The 15051-nt window shown below is 73.4% G+C and carries 12 protein-coding genes; 7 read left to right on the forward strand and 5 right to left on the reverse strand.

Annotated features, from left to right (window positions below; all coding sequences use genetic code 11):
• Positions 1 to 136 precede the first annotated feature (136 nt).
• From ACIBJG_RS06715 to ACIBJG_RS06730, 4 genes are all read right to left on the reverse strand, one after another.
• A complete protein-coding gene (locus tag ACIBJG_RS06715) occupies positions 137 to 2056 on the reverse strand; it encodes an amino acid adenylation domain-containing protein (protein ID WP_399304658.1) in 1920 nt (639 codons plus the stop codon).
• A complete protein-coding gene (gene vioD / locus ACIBJG_RS06720; protein ID WP_399304660.1) occupies positions 2053 to 3219 on the reverse strand; it encodes a capreomycidine synthase in 1167 nt (388 codons plus the stop codon). The genes ACIBJG_RS06715 and vioD overlap by 4 nt, the downstream gene beginning before the upstream one ends.
• 3 nt (positions 3220 to 3222) lie before the next feature.
• Positions 3223 to 4284, reverse strand: coding sequence for a TauD/TfdA family dioxygenase (locus tag ACIBJG_RS06725; RefSeq protein WP_399304662.1), 1062 nt, complete (start codon positions 4282 to 4284; stop codon positions 3223 to 3225).
• A gap of 178 nt (positions 4285 to 4462) precedes the next feature.
• Entirely contained in the window at positions 4463 to 4651 is a 189-nt protein-coding gene (locus ACIBJG_RS06730; RefSeq protein ID WP_399304664.1) for a hypothetical protein, read from the reverse strand.
• A 208-nt stretch (positions 4652 to 4859) separates the two neighbouring features.
• Between ACIBJG_RS06730 and ACIBJG_RS06735 the strand changes: the two genes are divergently transcribed.
• Complete coding sequence (locus tag ACIBJG_RS06735) at positions 4860 to 5804, forward strand: LuxR C-terminal-related transcriptional regulator (RefSeq protein WP_399304665.1); 945 nt, start codon at positions 4860 to 4862, stop codon at positions 5802 to 5804.
• 302 nt (positions 5805 to 6106) lie between these two features.
• Here ACIBJG_RS06735 and ACIBJG_RS06740 read toward each other — a convergent pair whose 3' ends face one another.
• Positions 6107 to 7984, reverse strand: coding sequence for a BTAD domain-containing putative transcriptional regulator (locus ACIBJG_RS06740; protein ID WP_399304667.1), 1878 nt, complete (start codon positions 7982 to 7984; stop codon positions 6107 to 6109).
• Positions 7985 to 8390: 406 nt separating this feature from the next.
• Here ACIBJG_RS06740 and ACIBJG_RS06745 point away from each other — a divergent pair, with 406 nt between their 5' ends.
• Genes ACIBJG_RS06745 through ACIBJG_RS06770 form a run of 6 tightly spaced genes read left to right on the forward strand, consistent with a single transcriptional unit; the run spans position 8391 to position 15005 of the window.
• Complete coding sequence (locus ACIBJG_RS06745; RefSeq protein WP_399305379.1) at positions 8391 to 9440, forward strand: radical SAM protein; 1050 nt, start codon at positions 8391 to 8393, stop codon at positions 9438 to 9440.
• Complete coding sequence (locus ACIBJG_RS06750; RefSeq protein WP_399304669.1) at positions 9437 to 10129, forward strand: iron-containing redox enzyme family protein; 693 nt, start codon at positions 9437 to 9439, stop codon at positions 10127 to 10129. The genes ACIBJG_RS06745 and ACIBJG_RS06750 overlap by 4 nt, the downstream gene beginning before the upstream one ends.
• Positions 10122 to 10331, forward strand: coding sequence for an aroma-sacti cluster domain-containing protein (locus ACIBJG_RS06755; RefSeq protein WP_399304671.1), 210 nt, complete (start codon positions 10122 to 10124; stop codon positions 10329 to 10331). Before ACIBJG_RS06750 ends, ACIBJG_RS06755 begins: the two co-directional genes overlap by 8 nt.
• A complete protein-coding gene (locus tag ACIBJG_RS06760; RefSeq protein WP_399304673.1) occupies positions 10331 to 13486 on the forward strand; it encodes an AAA family ATPase in 3156 nt (1051 codons plus the stop codon). Before ACIBJG_RS06755 ends, ACIBJG_RS06760 begins: the two co-directional genes overlap by 1 nt.
• Positions 13483 to 14343: a S8 family peptidase gene (locus tag ACIBJG_RS06765; RefSeq protein WP_399304675.1), complete on the forward strand. Its 861-nt coding sequence runs from the start codon at positions 13483 to 13485 to the stop codon at positions 14341 to 14343. Before ACIBJG_RS06760 ends, ACIBJG_RS06765 begins: the two co-directional genes overlap by 4 nt.
• Complete coding sequence (locus ACIBJG_RS06770) at positions 14340 to 15005, forward strand: GAF domain-containing protein (protein ID WP_399304677.1); 666 nt, start codon at positions 14340 to 14342, stop codon at positions 15003 to 15005. The genes ACIBJG_RS06765 and ACIBJG_RS06770 overlap by 4 nt, the downstream gene beginning before the upstream one ends.
• Positions 15006 to 15051: the final 46 nt, after the last annotated feature.

The raw sequence follows: 15051 nt of genomic DNA on the forward strand, positions 1-15051 counted from the left end.
CCGCTCCTGCTGAGCATGGCGGCGGACCCCGCCCTGGGGGCCGTCCTGGCTGCGGGCGGGGGTCATTACACCTCGGGGTAGACCGTGTGGGGGGGGGCTGCCGGCCGGCAGCCCCCCTCCTCTCGCGTCGTACGGTTCAGAGCGCGGAAGCGGCGCAGTGGGCGGCCAGACGGGCCACGGTCGGGCACTCGAAGACAGCCGCCGGATCCAGGCGGATCCCCTGCGCCCGCAACTTCTTGACCATCGTCATGGCCAGGAGCGACGTGCCGCCGATGGTGAAGAAGTCCTCCTCGGCGCCGATGCGCGTGAGTCCGAGCACCGATGCCCAGACCTCCGCGAGCTGCTTCTCCACCGGCGACTCGGGCAGCCGGCCGGCCGGCACACGGCCACCGAGCTGTTCCTCGGCCAGAGCGGCGAGCCCGGCACGGTCGAGCTTGCCGTTGCGCGTCAGGGGGAAGCCGTCCACCCGGAGGTAGAGGTTGGGGACCTGGTAGGCGGTGAGCAGCCGGGCCACATGCGCCCTGACCACCGCCGGATCATGGTCCCCGTCCGCGACGAAGCAGCACAGGAGCTGGTCCGGAGGTGTGCCGCGCACGAGCACAGCTGCGTCCCGCACCTGCGGACAGCTCTTCGCCGCGCCTTCCACCTCCTCCAGCTCGATGCGGAACCCGCGGATCTTCACCTGGCTGTCGACGCGCCCCTGGAACTCCAGCATCCAGCCGTGGGACGGGACATCGATCAGCCGGGCCAGATCTCCGGACCGGTACACGCGCTCCACGACCCCGCCCGGCACGGCCAGTTCGGTGAACGCGGCCTCGGTGGCGGCGGCCGACTGGTAGCGCTGGGCCAGACCGTCCCCGGCGATCAGGAGTTCACCCGTCACGCCGGGCGCGCAGAGGGCGCCCGCGCCGTCGACCACGTACATCCGGTAGTTGGGCAGAGGCGCTCCGATGGGGATCTGCCCGGATTCCGCCGCCGGGTCCACCACGACCTCCGTGGCGTTGACGGTGGCCTCCGTCGGACCGTAAATGTTGTTGAGCAGCGCGGGGGAGCGCACGATCCTGTGCCAGTGGCGGGTGTGGTGGTAGTGCAGCGTCTCGCCGCCGATGATGATCCACCGCAGGTGGGGCAGATCGCGCAGGGCAGGATCCTGGTCCGCGGCCTCCCGCAGGTGGTGCCAGTGGGCGGTGACCACGTCCAGGTGCGTGATCCGCTCCCGGCGCAGCCACCCCAGCATCGCGTACGGGTCCTGCAACTCGGCCGCGGGCAGGGTCAGCAGGCAGGCCCCGGTCACCCACGCGGGGAAGATCTGCTGGACCGACGGGTCGAAGGTGAGCGGGGCGTTCTGGCAGAGCCGGTCCGCGGCCAGTACCTCGTGCCGGGAGACGAACCAGTGCACGAAGTTCAGCAGGCTGTGCTCGCTGATGCGCACGCCCTTGGGGCGCCCGGTCGTGCCGGAGGTGTAGATGATGTAGCAGGTCCGCTCCGGGTCGTACGGGACGGCCGTGCGGCGGGGGCCCGGTCCTCCCGCCCCGGGACGCAGGGCCCCGGCCCACCGCCGGTCGCCGGGGCCGTCGTCGTCCTCGTCGCCGTTGTCGAGCACGCCACGGACGGCGAGGGTGTCCGGCAGCCAGTCGAGCCGGCCGAGCTCGTCCGACGCGGCCAGCACCGCGACGACGCCGGCGTCCTCGACGATGAACTCCAGCCGGGACACCGGGTCCAGGACGTCGACCGGGACGTAGCCGCAGCCGGACTTGAGCGCGGCGAGCAGGCCCACGTAGGGATGCACGGTGCGGCCGGCGGTGACCGCCACGATGCTGCCCGGCTCCACCCCCGACCGGCGCAGGAAGTCGCTGACCCGGTCCGACCGCTCGTCGAGTTCGCGGTAGGTCAGTTCCACACCGTCGGCGTACACGGCGGGCCGGTCCGGATGGGCCGCGACGGCCGCCTCGATCCAGGTGATCAGCCCTCCTTCGAAGGGGAAACGGCGGTCCGTGCGGTTGAACTCCGCCCAGGGTGCCCAGGAGGAAGGGGGTTCGTTCGGCTGGGTGTTCATCGTGAAGAGCCTCCTCGGGCAGGTGCGGTGAGGGACGCGTCGCCGAGAACCTGGGCGACCCGTTCCAGACCGGCGGTGAACTCCTGGGCATCGCCGCCGAACCCGATCCGCATCCGGTCCGGACGGCCGAAGCACCCGCCCGGGACGACCAGGACCCCGTGCTGCCTGAGCAGCGACTCGCAGGCGTCCGTGACATCGGGGACCGCGGGGAACCGGGGGAAGGCACTGACGCCACCCACCGGCGGCGGGCAGCTGACCAGCCCGTCGTGGACGTCCGCCCATTCCAGCAGCGTCGTACGGTTCTTCCGCGCGAGATCCAGCCGGGGCAGCAGCACACGGTCGGCGTCCCGCAGCACCCGCAGGGCGAGCAGTTCGTTCAGCGGTGACGTGGAGATCGTGGTGTAGTCGCGGATCCGGACCATCTCGGTGAGCAGCCGCCTCTCGGCCACGCACCAGCCGACCCGTATCCCCGGCAGGCCGTAGGCCTTGGAGAGCGTCCCCGTCGAGACGACCCGGTCCTGCGGGAGCCCCTCGGCCGCGGTCGGCGCCGTGACCGGGGGACCGTCGTGGACCAGCTCGCCGAAGGCGGCGTCCCAGAAGAGGTAGCAGTCATGACGGGCCAGCATCCCGGCGAGCCGGCGTCGCCCCGCCGCGTCCAGGCAGGCTCCGGTGGGGTTGTGCGGGAAGTTGACCACGACCGCTCGGGTGCGGGGCGTCAACTGCCGCTCCAGCAGGTCGAGATCGGGTCGGAAGTCGTCCTGTGCCCGTAGCTCCCACACTCGCAGCCGCGCACCGGCGGACTCCGCCACCGCGGACAGGGCGTGGTAGACCGGATCCAGCACGACGACCTCGTCGCCGGGGCGCAGCAGCGCGGACAGGGCGAGGAAGATCCCCTCCGTCGAGCCGTGGGTGACCATCACCTCGTCGGCCCTGCCCGGAGCGAAGCGGGCGGCGACCGCTTCGCGCAGCGGCTCGCATCCCGTCGAGGGGCTGTCCCGGAAGACGACGTCGTCCAGTTCGGACGTGTCGATGCCGAGCAGGTCGCGCAGTTCGCCGAGGGTGTAGTTGAGGACTCCCGAGCTGGAGATGTCGATCGAGGCCGCGAAGTACCGCTCACGCAGCCAGTCCTCCAGGAGGGCGGGGGAAATGCCACCTGTGGTCATGGCTCAGCCGACCACCCTGCTGGTTGCCGACGGCCGTTCGGCCCGGGTGCGCCGCAGGTCGGTGACGACGTTGACCCGCTTGAGCCAGCGGTCCTTGCCGTCGTACCGTGCGCGGAAGGGGCGGCGGCCGTGAACGACGTTGCGGTTGTCGATGAAGCACACGTCACCGGTGCCCAGAACCACTTCGTACGTGTTGCCGTCCAGGTGCTCGATCAGCGCCTCCATGGCCCGGACCGCCTCGGGGTCGTCCTCGTCGGCCACGGTGAAGTCGCGGTCGATCCGCACGACCGGCGCGTCCCCCGGCCCGCTGAGCAGAGCGACCTTCTCCCGGCCGGGCCCGGTGTCCGTAAGGGTGCTGTGCGACGGATCGGGGTGAATGGTGAAGCGCTTCTGCGCCAGGACGCGCACGACGTCCTGCGGCAGCGACGAGGGATCGGCGCACGACAGGGTCGTCGGAATGTCGCCGCGGCCGCGCAGGCAGAACAGCCCGACGTGGTCGGCCCTGTTCTCCGAGAACGCGTCCTCCGTGTGCCACCCCAGCTCCCGCTCGCTGCTGGCACTCACCAGGCTGTGTTCGAGCCCGCGCACCGGCAGCACATCGGTGACGATCCGGCCGTCCTGCTGAGTCCCCCACCCGATCGGGTCGCCGAGCAGAGCCGCGTACAGCACGAGCAGGAAGCCGTACGGGCCGCTTGCCACGGTGTCCGCCTCACGCCAGTACGACGGCGTGGGCTCGAGCCACGGTTCGACGGTGTTGCCGGACAGGATGAAGGCGTGCTTGCGGTCGTCGAGCCGTGCGGCGTTCGCCGCCCGGCGGACGGAGGGCGGCAGGTCGTGCGCCAGCACCGGGGCCTCGGTGAGGAATCCTTCGTCGTGCGCGCTGCGATAGGCCGCCGCGCAGGCCTTCGCCAGGGCGAACGCCGCAGTCGCCTCGGCAGGGGTGAGGTGGTGGCGGACGAGACGGCCCTGTCCGCCCGCCCGGCCGGCAGGCGGCCCGGACCGCCCGCTCGATGACGTCGAGTCCTCCGTGCCCCGGTCCTCAAAGACATCGACATGACTCACCATCTGGCAACTCCTCGGCTCGGCTGACACAGGCGGAGCTCAGCGTGGCGACGGCGACTATCGATGTCCCTTCCGGCGCATATCGAACCGCCACCACGGGGAGGGGCGGACCGGTGAATGCCGGGACCGCCCCGCCGCGGCGCCGCCGCTCCCGGCGACTAACGTGCCGGACCCGGCCGGGTCACCAGCGGGGCGTGGGCACGGCCGGTGTGTCGTCGTCGCCGCGCACAGGCCGTGGCGGCTGGTTGAGTACCTCGCGGGCCGTGCCCCCACTGCATGCGGCGCGATGCCACCAGGAGCGGACCCGGTACCCGAGGAGGAGGGTGACGAGTCCCAGGAGCAGGGTGATTGCCCCTTTGATCCGTTCCACGGTGATTCCTTCCAGGGGGTCTGGGAATATCTACCGCGCATCTGAACAATAGACATCGGCGCGAGCGGGGGCGGAGCCATCTGGCTGATGAGGGGGTTGGATGGGCGACACAGGTGAGGACGGCCAGTTACCGGGTCGTCGCGGAACGGATGGCAGAGCGCCGTCCGGCGCGCAGTTGTCCGAGGACGCCGTCCGGGTGTTCCGGTGGGTGAGTGACCAGGGATCGTGCGACGGGAGGACACTGGGCGCGGCACTGGGAATGCCGGAGAGCTGCGCGGCCACGGCGGTGGCGACCCTGACCGGACTGCTGCTGCTGCGGCACCTGCCCGAGGACCCCGACCGGCTGGTGCCGGTCGCGCCGGACGCGGCCATCGCCGCGCTGGTCGCGCCGAAGGAGGCGGGGCTGCGCCGGCAACTGGCGGAGATCGACCAACTGCGCGGCGAGATGGCCCTCCTGACGCCGCACTATGCGGAGGGGCGGCGCCGGTGGCAGGGACGGACGCCCCTGACGGAGGTCACGGACCTGAGGACCGTCGTGGGCATGATCACCGAGGCGACCATGCGGTGCCGGCAGGAGGTCCGCACCTGTCATCCCGGCGGGGGCCGCTCCCCGACGCTGCTGGAGCAGGCGTTCATCCAGGACCGGGACATGCTGCGTCGAGGCGTGCGGATGCGCACGCTGTACCAGCACACCGCCCGCTACCACCTGCCGACGCAGGAGTACGCCCGGCGGATGACCGGCGAGGGGGCCGAGATCAGGACGCTCAGCGAACTGTTCGGCCGCATGGTCGCCTTCGACGCGGAGACGGTGTTCATTCCGCACCAGGATGACCTGGACGCGGCCATCGTCATCCACGAGCCGTCCACGGTGGCCTACTTGTGTGCGACGTTCGACCACGCCTGGTCGCTGGCCGAGCCCTATCACCCGGCCTGGACGGAGAGTTCGGCGCGGGACGAGGTGAAGCAGGCCATCGTGCGGCTGCTGGCGGAAGGGATGAAGGACGAGATGGTGGCCCGGCGGCTGGGCATGTCGCTGCGCACCTGCCGCAAGCACATCGCCGAGATCATGGAGCAGTTGGGTGCGGCCAGCCGCTTCCAGGCCGGCTATCTGGCCCGGGTGCAGTCCTCCGCCCCGGCCCCGGGCGGCGCCTGAGCGCCTCACCGGGGCCGCCCGCGCCCGACCGGACGCGGGCGGCCCCGGCCCCTCTCCCACGGATCGGGCCGGAGGCGGCCGGGAGGCCCCCTCGGGGGGAGCCTCCCCGGTCCGGGCAGGCGGGACTTTCGCAACACGCCCTAGGTCCTGTCTGGAGTTCCCCCGCGGCGTCACGGCGTCCGGTGCCGCCGCCTCCGGCGTTGTCGTCAGTCGCCGACGCTCCGCGTGGACTCCCTCCTCCTCCTTGGATTCGACGGCACCGGACGCCGCTCCTTCTCCCGCGCTGGAACTCCAGACAGGACCTAGCACCGGGTTCCCGGCCCGGCCGCCTGCTCCCGCGCGAACAACAGGGTCAGCCAAGGGAGTTCGTAGCGCACGCGCTCCGCGTCCGCCTCTCTGTGCGCGGTCACCTGCGGACAGGACGGCGGAGCCAGGACGCCGACGTCGATCAGACCCTCCAGCGCGCGCTGCGCGTCCCGTCCGCCCAGGCCCAGGACCCGGGCGGCGGCGGGAAGGGAGAAGGCGGGGTCCGGCAGCGTGGCCAGGGCGTGGAGGGTGACGCGGGCGGGACCGGGCAGCCGGGCCCAGGCGCCGGCGAGGCGGGCGCGGACCCCGAGACCGCCGGACGAGAGTTCGTCCAAGGCCTCCGAAGGGTGTTCGAGGCGGTCCGCGTACTGGCCGAGCGGCATGTGGCGCAGCACGGACAGGCGGTTCCCTCCCGCCCGCAGGGCGAGCGGGAGGAGCCCGACGGCGGTGACGATGCGTTCGGCGGCGGCGTATTCGGCCTGCAGCCGGGTCCGGCCGATGATTCCGCCGAGCAGGTGCAGGGCCTCCTCGGCGGACAGGGGCGGGAGTTCGGTCCGGTGCGCGGACTCCAGACAGGGCAGTCGGCTCCGGGAGGTGACCAGTGCGGCGGTGGGGCCCGACGGCGGCAGCAGCGGACCGAGGGCGGCGGCGTCGGGTGCGTCGTCCAGGAGCAGCAGGACGCGCCGCCCGGACAGCCAGGTGCGCCAGGTGGCGGCGGCCTCCTCCCGGTCGGCGGACAACCGCTCGGCGCAGCCCAGGGAACGGGCCAGCTCCGACAGCACCGACCTCCACGGGCGCGTGGAGCCGTCCTCGGCACACAGCCGGGTCGCCACCACGCCGTCGGGGTAGCGGGCGGCGAGGCGGTGCGCGACATGCACGGCCAGGGCCGTCTTGCCGACGCCGGCCGGTCCGGTGAGGAGCACCGGAGGCCCGCCCTCACACACCAACTGTGCGCTGAGGGACTCCCGTTCCCGCGTCCGCCCGGTGAAGTCGGCGAGTTCCGGCGGGAGCAGCCGTGACCCGGTGGGGCCGCCGCGCGGCCGGGGCGGGGTCACGTCGTCCAGCAGGGAGCGGTAGGCGGACTGCAGCGCCGCACCCGGTTCCAGGCCCAGTTCCCGCGAGAGCTGCTGGCGGCAGTCGTCGTAGGCGGCCAGTGCCTCCGTCCGGCGGCCGACCCGGTGCAGCGCGGTGAGCTGGGCTGCACGCAGTCTCTCCCGCAGTGGGTGGCGGCCCACCATCTCGTCCACGGTGTCGGCGACCGGGGCCGGCTCGCCGGTCTCCAACTGCGCCTCCGCCCACGCCTCGTACACCGCCAGCCGGCGGGCGTGGTGCCGTTCCACTGCGGTGTGCAGCACCTCGGCACGGGCTGCGAGGTCGCTGAAGGGGTCATGGCGCCACAGGTCCAGTGCCTGGCGGTACAGCCGGGCGGCGCGGCTCGGGGCGCCCGCGCGCACCTCGGCGTCGCCGCGCCGGGCCAGTTCGTCGAACCGCAGGCTGTCGCACTCGTCCGCGCCGAGGTGCAGGACGTAGCCGCCGGGGCAGTGGCGCAGCCGGCCGAGGTCGTCGGGGTCCAGGACCCTGCGGAGCGTCGAGACGTACACCTGGAGGTTCTTGCGGGCGGTGCGGGGCGGATCGTCCGGCCAGACGGCGTCGGTCAGCTCTTCCAGCGACACCGGGGTGTTCGGGCGGGTGAGGAGGACCGCCAGGACGAGGCGCTGTTTCAGTGGACCGAGCGGCAGGGGCAGGCCATTGCGGGAGGCTCGCAGCGGGCCGAGGAGGGCGATGCGCAGCAGAGTGCCGGCCGGGACGGCACGCTCTCGCGGAATCCCGGGATCCGCCTCGCTGCCGCGACCCTCGGTGAAAGTGTCGGTCATTTCCCTCAACCCCTTCCCCAGCCGGTGTCGTCGGAATTCCGGGAGAAGAGAACAATTCCGTGCACGAAAGCCTCCGGGGAGCGGTCGGGGGGGTGAGCGAATCCGCGAGGAGCCGTGAAAGCGGCGGGAATTCGATGGAATTCCTTCCGTTCTTCACAGCATGGTCACAAGTCGGAGGCGGGGCCATGGGGCCGAGGATGGTTCAAGGTGCATGCAGCAACGCACCCGCCGGGATGAAGCGGCAACAGGCGTACAGAACATGGCGAAACGACCGGCCGTGTTCGGTCACCCGCACACCCGGCCGGCCCTGCGCCGCGTACCGGCCCCGAACCCGGCACCAACCGGGACCGAACCGGTGGCGCGCACGCTGGCGCCGCATGTCCCGCTGACCGACGGAGGTGACGCGATGCGACTGGCGGAGATCATCGAACTGCGTCCGGTTCCGGCCGCCGGGCTGCTCGCCACCCTCACCAGGCGCTGCCCGCTGAGCTGCGCCCACTGCTCCACTTCGTCGGGACCGCAGGGGGAGGACACTCCTGCCGAGGCGCTGCGCCGCTTCGTCGGCGGGTTCACCGCCGGGGACCGTCCCGAGGTCCTCATGCTCACGGGCGGCGAGCCCCTGCTGCGGCCCGCGCTCGTGGGCGAACTCGCGGCGCTCGCCGCGTCGGCCGGGACGCGGACGGCGGTGCTCAGCGGCATGTTCTTCGCGGCCGGCGGACGGGTACCCGCCCGCATCATGCGCGCCCTCGGATCCGTCGACCATTTCTCGGCGAGCATCGACGTATTCCACGAACGTGAAGTCCCGCGTGCGGCGGCCTTCCGTGCGGTGCACCACATCATGGAAAGCGGAATCGACGTGAGTTTCCACGTGGTGGGTCACGCGGCGGACGATCCGTATCTCGCGGACATCACCGCGTCGATACGCGCCGAGTTCCGCGACGGGGCCGCCGTACTCGTCAATCACGTCCGGCCGGCCGGGCGCGCGGCGGGCTGGGCGGGCGCCCGCACGGCCTCGACCGAAGGCGCCGAAGGGCCGCCGGCACCCTGCGCGATGGCGGCCTGGCCGGTGGTGGCCTTCGACGGCACGGTGACGGCCTGCTGCAACCAGCGCGTGGTGGACGCCCGCCCCGTGCCGGAACACCTGCGGCTGGGACACATCGCCGTGGACGACTGGCCGCGGATCCGGCACCGCTGCCAGGAGTCACCCGTGCTGCGCACCATCCGTACCGCGGGCGTCGTGTCCTGTGCCGGCTGCCGCGGCCTGGCGCGGCGGCCCGTCGCGCTGGCCGCCGCCGAACGGGCCGGGTCCCGCCCGGCATCCGGCGCGGTGGACACGCTCGGTGCCCGGCTCCAGCGTGACGCGGGGGCCGAGGTGCTGGTGCGGCGCTACGGGAGCGAGCGGTACGCGCCGCTCGTGCTGCTCGGCGGACGCGGGGACGAGGAGGCTCCCGCATGAGCCTGTCGCCCGCCGCGAGCCTGCGACTCGAACTGTCCCTCGCGCAACCCGTACTGCGGGCCGCAGCCGCCCGCATGTGGTGCTCCGACGCCGGGCTTCCCGGCCGGTACCGGCACTACCTGCGCGCCATGCACCAGGTGATCCGCGCCTCCGTTCCGCTGATGGAGCGGGCAGCCGCCCGGTGCGAGGCGCTGCCGCGGGACCCGCTGGCGCCTCCTCTCGCACGGTATCTGCGGACGCACGCCGCACAGGAACGCGGCCACGACGACTGGCTGCTCACCGATGCCGCGGCGGCCGGGACGGCTCCGGGCGAGCTGACGGGCGCCGTCCCGCCGGCCCATATCGCCGCCCTGGTGGGCGCGCAGTACTACTGGATCGAGCACAGCCACCCGGTGGCCCTGCTCGGCTACATCGCCGTGCTGGAGGGCAACGCGCCGGCGCCGGGTCTGGCGCCCCGGCTGGCGCGTGAGACCGGGCTGCCGCAGGCAGCCTTCGAGACCGTGCGCCTCCACGCCGATCTCGACAACGGGCACAGCGCGGACCTGGACCGCTTGCTGGACCGGCTGCCGCTGGACCCCGCGCAGCGCTCCCTGGTCGCCGTCAGCGCACTTCACACGGTCGCGACCCTCACCGAGCTGTTCGACCGCATCGCCACGGCACCCCACGTATCGGAGAGCTCCCATGTCTGATCCCGCGCACGATCGCGACCGCCTCCGCGTGCTGGAGGACGCCGGGTTCCCGCTCCACAGCCTCTCCGCCGAGCAGCGGGAGGTGCTCCGGGAACTCAGCCCGGAGGAACTGACCCTGCTGCTCGGCCTGAAGGAGCGGCTGGACGCGGCCGAGCCGGAGGTGCAGGCGCACAGCGAGATCGCCGGCGGAGCGCTGTTCTGATGACCGCTCGGCCGAGCTGCCCCCAGTGCCCCGAACCACCGCCCGACGGTGCGGCCTTCTGCCCGCGGTGCGGAACCGCCTGCGTGGCCGCGGCAGGGCCCGGCGCCGCCGAGGAGCGCCGGGTGGTGACCGTGATCTTCTGCGACCTCGTCGGGTCCACCGCCCTGTCCGGCCGGCTCGACCCGGAGACGCTGCGCACGGTGACCCTCCGGTACTTCGCGCTGATGCGGACCAGGATCGAGGAACACGGCGGCACGGTGGAGAAGTTCATCGGGGACGCCGTGATGGCGGTCTTCGGGGTTCCCGCGCGCCACGAGGACGACGCCCACCGGGCCCTGGCCGCCGCCCGCGGAATGGTCACCGGCCTCGACGGACTCAACGCCGAACTGGAGCAGGAGCACGGGGTCCGGCTCGCCGTCCGCATCGGCGTGAACACCGGCGAGGTCGTGGTGAGCGTCGATCCCGCCGCCCGGCAGGCCCTGGTCTCCGGCGAGGTGGTCAACATCGGCGCCCGGCTCGAACAGCACGCCGGACCGGGCGAGATCCTGATCGGCCCCGCCACGCTCCGCGCCGCCGGGCCCTCGGCGGTCACCGAATCCGCCGGATCGCTGTCCCTCAAGGGCGTCGACGCCCCCGTACCGGCACACCGCCTGGTGGCCCTGCACGAGGACGACCCGGAGCGGGTCCGCCGCTTCGACACCCCGTTCATCGGCCGTGAGCAGGAACTGGCCGAACTCCGCCTCCTGCTGCGCAAACTGACGGCGGACCCCCGCTCACACCTGGTGACCGTCTACGGCGAGGCGGGTCTCGGCAAGACGCGCCTGCTGCGCGAGTGGCTGAGGGACTGCCCGGCGTACGGCGAGGGCCGATGCCGTCCGTACGGCGAGACCGGCACCCTCTCGCCGCTCGCCGAAGCCGTACGTCAGGTGCTCGCGGCCGTCGGCGAGGACGCCGGGCTCGCGGGGCTGCCGGTTCACGAGCGCAGAGAGGCGGAGCAGGCACTGCGCCTGTTGCGGGCCGGTCTTCTCGCGGACGGTACGCCCAGTCCTTCGTCCGACGACACCCTCATGGCGCTGGCCTGCCTGCTGGACGGACTGTCCCGTGAACGGCCCGTGGTGCTGGTACTGGACGACTGCCACTGGGCGTCCGCACCGCTGCTCGACATGGCGGACCGGCTGCTGGACGAGCTCGACCGCTCGGCCGTCGCGCTGGTGTGCGCCGCGCGTCCCGAACTGCTGGAGACCCACCCCGGGTGGGGCAGCGGCCGGATGCGGTCCGCGGCGCTCATGCTCACTCCGCTCACGCCCGAGGAGGCGGCCGCGCTCGCCGGTGAGCTGGTCGAGGTGGCGGCCCACCGGCAGGGCGTGCTGGAGGGCGCCCTCGACCGCGCCGAGGGCAATCCGCTGTACCTGGAGCACCTGACGGCCATGGCGGCCGAATGCGACGACCTGCCGCTCACCGTGCACGCCCTGCTCGGCGCACGCATCGACGCACTGCCCCCCGAGGAGCGGACCCTGCTGCAGTTGGCCGCCGTCCTGGGACGTGAGTTCCGCCGCGGCGACCTGACCGAACTGGCCACCGCCGAGTACTCAGGACCCGCGGAGTCCGCCGCCGGTCTGCTGCGCGGCCTCATCCGGCGCCGGCTCATCGAGCCCGGGGGCCGCACCCCGGCCGCGCGCTCCGCCCTCCGGTTCGGCAGCGCCCTGGTGCAGGAGACCGCCTACCGCGGGATGGCCAAGAAGGTACGGGCCCGGCGCCACGAGCACGCCGCCAGCGTCCTCGTCCGGCACGAGGCGGGGGACGCGGCCGTCGGCACCCACCTGGCCCGCGCCCACCGGCTGCTCACCGAACTGGGGATACGCGACGACGGCACCGACATCCTGCGGGCGCGCGCCGCCGCCCTGCTCACCCGGGCCGGGACGGCCGCACTGGCCCGTTCCGACCTGCCGTGGGCCGACGACCTCCTCACCCAGGCCCTGGACCTGGCCGCCTCCGGCGGGCCCGCCGCGGCCGAGACCGCCCGCCGGCTCGGCGAGACGAAGGTGGCGCGCGGCGAGCCGGTGCGCGGCCGCGAACTGCTGGCAGGCGCCCTCGACACGGCGGAACGCGCGGGTGACCGGCTGGGCGCCGCCCACGCCCGGCTCGCGCTGACCGCCCTCGACCCCCGGCACGGGTCCGCGGCCGAGGTGGCCGAGGCCGCGCTCGAACCGTTCACGGCGGCGGGCGACGACCAGGGCATCGCCCGCGCCTGCGTCCGCATCGCCCAGGACCGCCAGCGGCGCGGCCGGCACGCCGAGGCCGAGGCCCTGCTGAGCCGGGCCCTGGACCACGCAGGCCGCGCCGACGCCGAACCCGAACGGGCCCTGGCCCTGGGCGCGGTCGGCATCTCCCTGTGGCGGGGCCCCACCCCGGTCGTCCGTGCCGTCGCCCGCTGCGAGGAACTGCTGACGGCCCACGGCGGCGGCAGGCCAACCGTCCGGGTCACCCTGGCCTGCCCGCTGGCCGTACTCCTGGCCCTGCAGGGACGCCACGACGAGGCACACGAGCGGCTGGCCGAGGCGGCACGGCTCGCCGACGGTCTCGGCTACGCCGAAAGCGCGCTGTTCGTCCCCCTGTTCGCCGCCGAGGTCGAAGCCCTGACGGGGACACCGGACCGCAGGCTCGCCCTGCTGGACGAGGCCGCCCGCGCCTGCCGTGAACTCGGTGCCACGGGGGCGCTTCCCGGAATCGACCGCGAGCGGGCCCGGATCCGCCTGGACCGGGGGGACCCGGCCCGGGCACTGGCCCTGCCGGACCCCCAGGAGGCCGGCCTGCCCCCGGCGGAGTCCGCCGACGCGGACGGGCTGCGGGCCCGCGCCCTCGCCCTCACCGGGGAGCCGGTCGCCGCACGGGCCTGCGCGGACCGGGCTACCGCCGCGGCCGGCGACACGGACTCCCCGGTCGTCCGCGGCACCGCCGCCCTCGACCGCGCACACACGCTGCGCACGCTGGCCCGGCACGGAGAGGCGGCCGGCGAGGCGCGCACGGCGCAACGTCACTTCACGGCCAAGGGACACCGGCTCGGCGCGGACCGTGCCGCCGCGTTCGCCGACGACAGTGAGGCCGCGGCCCGGAGCACGGACCACCCGGCCGGACACGAAGGGGGGACCGCATGACCACCGGGACGGCAGGAGGGCTCACCTGGAGCCTGCGCGACCGTACCCCCGAGGAACTCACGATGCTCGCCGACACCGTGCCGGCGCTGTCCGCCGACCCGTCGGCGTGGTCGGACGGCGAAGGGGTGCGCGTGTGTGTGGTCGACACCGGCGTGGAGTGCGGCCACCCCTCGGTCGGCACGGTCCAGGGCTCCTACGAGGTGGCCCCCGCCCCCGACGGGACCCTGCACGTCGTCGACAGCGGACCGCTGCCCGACGGCACCGGCGACGGCTGCGGACACGGAACGGCGTGCGCCGGGATCGTCCGGCGGGTGGCGCCCGGCTGCTCCCTGTTCAGCGTGCGGGTGCTGGGCGAGGGCTTCACCGGCAGCGGCGACGCCCTGCTCACCGGTCTGCGCTGGGCCGTCGAGCAGGGCTTCGACGTGGTCAACCTCAGCCTCTCCACGACCCGTCCGAAGTTCCTCGAAACCCTGCGGTCCCTGGCCGACCAGGCGTTCTTCGCCGGGACCACGCTGGTGGCGTCGGCCCACAACACACCGGTGGAGAGCTTCCCCTGGCGGTTCTCCTCGGTCATCTCGGTCGGTACACACCGCGAGGACGACTCCGGGCTCTTCCTCTACAACCCCGCACCACCCGTGGAGTTCTTCGCACCCGGCCAGAACGTGCAGGTGGCCTGGACGGGCGGCAGGACCATCCGCACCACGGGAAACAGCTTCGCCACCCCGTTCATCAGCGGGATGTGCGCACGGCTGCTCGGCAGCCGGCCGAAGCTGACGCCGTTCCAGATCAAGCACGCACTCTACCTCTCCGCCGCGAACGTCCGTATCGGCGAACCAGGAACCCGAGGTGAATCATGAGCCAGTCCCACGGCCGAGGTCCTGTCCGGAGTTCCCCCGCGACGCCGCGCGGGAACTCCGGACAGGACCTGGTCCCCGCCACCGGCGTGGGCCCCGCGACACGGGCAGGCAGCGCCGAACGCGATCTGCTGCAGTCCGTCGTCGAGACCGCGCGCGCCATCTTCGGCGCGGCGGCCAGCTCCGTCCTGCTGCACGACGAGGATGCCGACGAGCTGGTCTTCCAGGCCGTGGCGGGGGAGGGTGAGGAGTCACTGGTGGGCTCCCGGTTCCCGGCCGGCCGGGGGCTGGCGGGCTGGGTGCTCGTCTCGGGCGAGCCGATGGTCGCGGACGACCTGAGGAAGCAGGGCATGTTCGCCCGGGACGTCGCGCAGTCGACGGGGTATGTGCCGGACGCGCTGATGGCGGCGCCGCTCGCTCACCGCGACCGGGTGCTCGGAGTGCTCGAAGTGCTCGATCCGGTCGAGCAGTCCCGGTCCAGCCTCTCCGAACTCGACCTGCTGGCCCTCTTCGCCCGTCAGGCCGCGGCGGCTCTCGCGGTCGTCGCCGAAAGGCGGCGCGACGAGGCGGCGCCGGTGGCCCGCGCACGGGGCCTGGAACTCGTGGAGGCGTTGCGGGACGTGCTGCTCGACGGACTGCCGCCCCAGGCCCCGCACGGGAGTTGAGGCGTCGGGTCAGCGTGCCCCCGATTTCACGGAGTCGGGGGCAGCC

It is taken from the genome of Streptomyces sp. NPDC050422 (assembly GCF_044458665.1).
Lineage (GTDB): Bacteria > Actinomycetota > Actinomycetes > Streptomycetales > Streptomycetaceae > Streptomyces.

Excerpts from the sequence above, each read along its gene's own strand:
- ACIBJG_RS06715 (WP_399304658.1), bottom strand. The coding sequence starts at position 2,056 with ATGAACACCCAGCCGAACGAACCCCCTTCCTCCTGGGCACCCTGGGCG.
- vioD (WP_399304660.1), bottom strand. The coding sequence starts at position 3,219 with ATGACCACAGGTGGCATTTCCCCCGCCCTCCTGGAGGACTGGCTGCGT.
- ACIBJG_RS06725 (WP_399304662.1), bottom strand. The coding sequence starts at position 4,284 with ATGGTGAGTCATGTCGATGTCTTTGAGGACCGGGGCACGGAGGACTCG.
- ACIBJG_RS06740 (WP_399304667.1), bottom strand. The coding sequence starts at position 7,984 with ATGACCGACACTTTCACCGAGGGTCGCGGCAGCGAGGCGGATCCCGGG.
- ACIBJG_RS06745 (WP_399305379.1), top strand. The coding sequence starts at position 8,391 with ATGCGACTGGCGGAGATCATCGAACTGCGTCCGGTTCCGGCCGCCGGG.
- ACIBJG_RS06750 (WP_399304669.1), top strand. The coding sequence starts at position 9,437 with ATGAGCCTGTCGCCCGCCGCGAGCCTGCGACTCGAACTGTCCCTCGCG.
- ACIBJG_RS06755 (WP_399304671.1), top strand. The coding sequence starts at position 10,122 with ATGTCTGATCCCGCGCACGATCGCGACCGCCTCCGCGTGCTGGAGGAC.
- ACIBJG_RS06760 (WP_399304673.1), top strand. The coding sequence starts at position 10,331 with ATGACCGCTCGGCCGAGCTGCCCCCAGTGCCCCGAACCACCGCCCGAC.
- ACIBJG_RS06765 (WP_399304675.1), top strand. The coding sequence starts at position 13,483 with ATGACCACCGGGACGGCAGGAGGGCTCACCTGGAGCCTGCGCGACCGT.
- ACIBJG_RS06770 (WP_399304677.1), top strand. The coding sequence starts at position 14,340 with ATGAGCCAGTCCCACGGCCGAGGTCCTGTCCGGAGTTCCCCCGCGACG.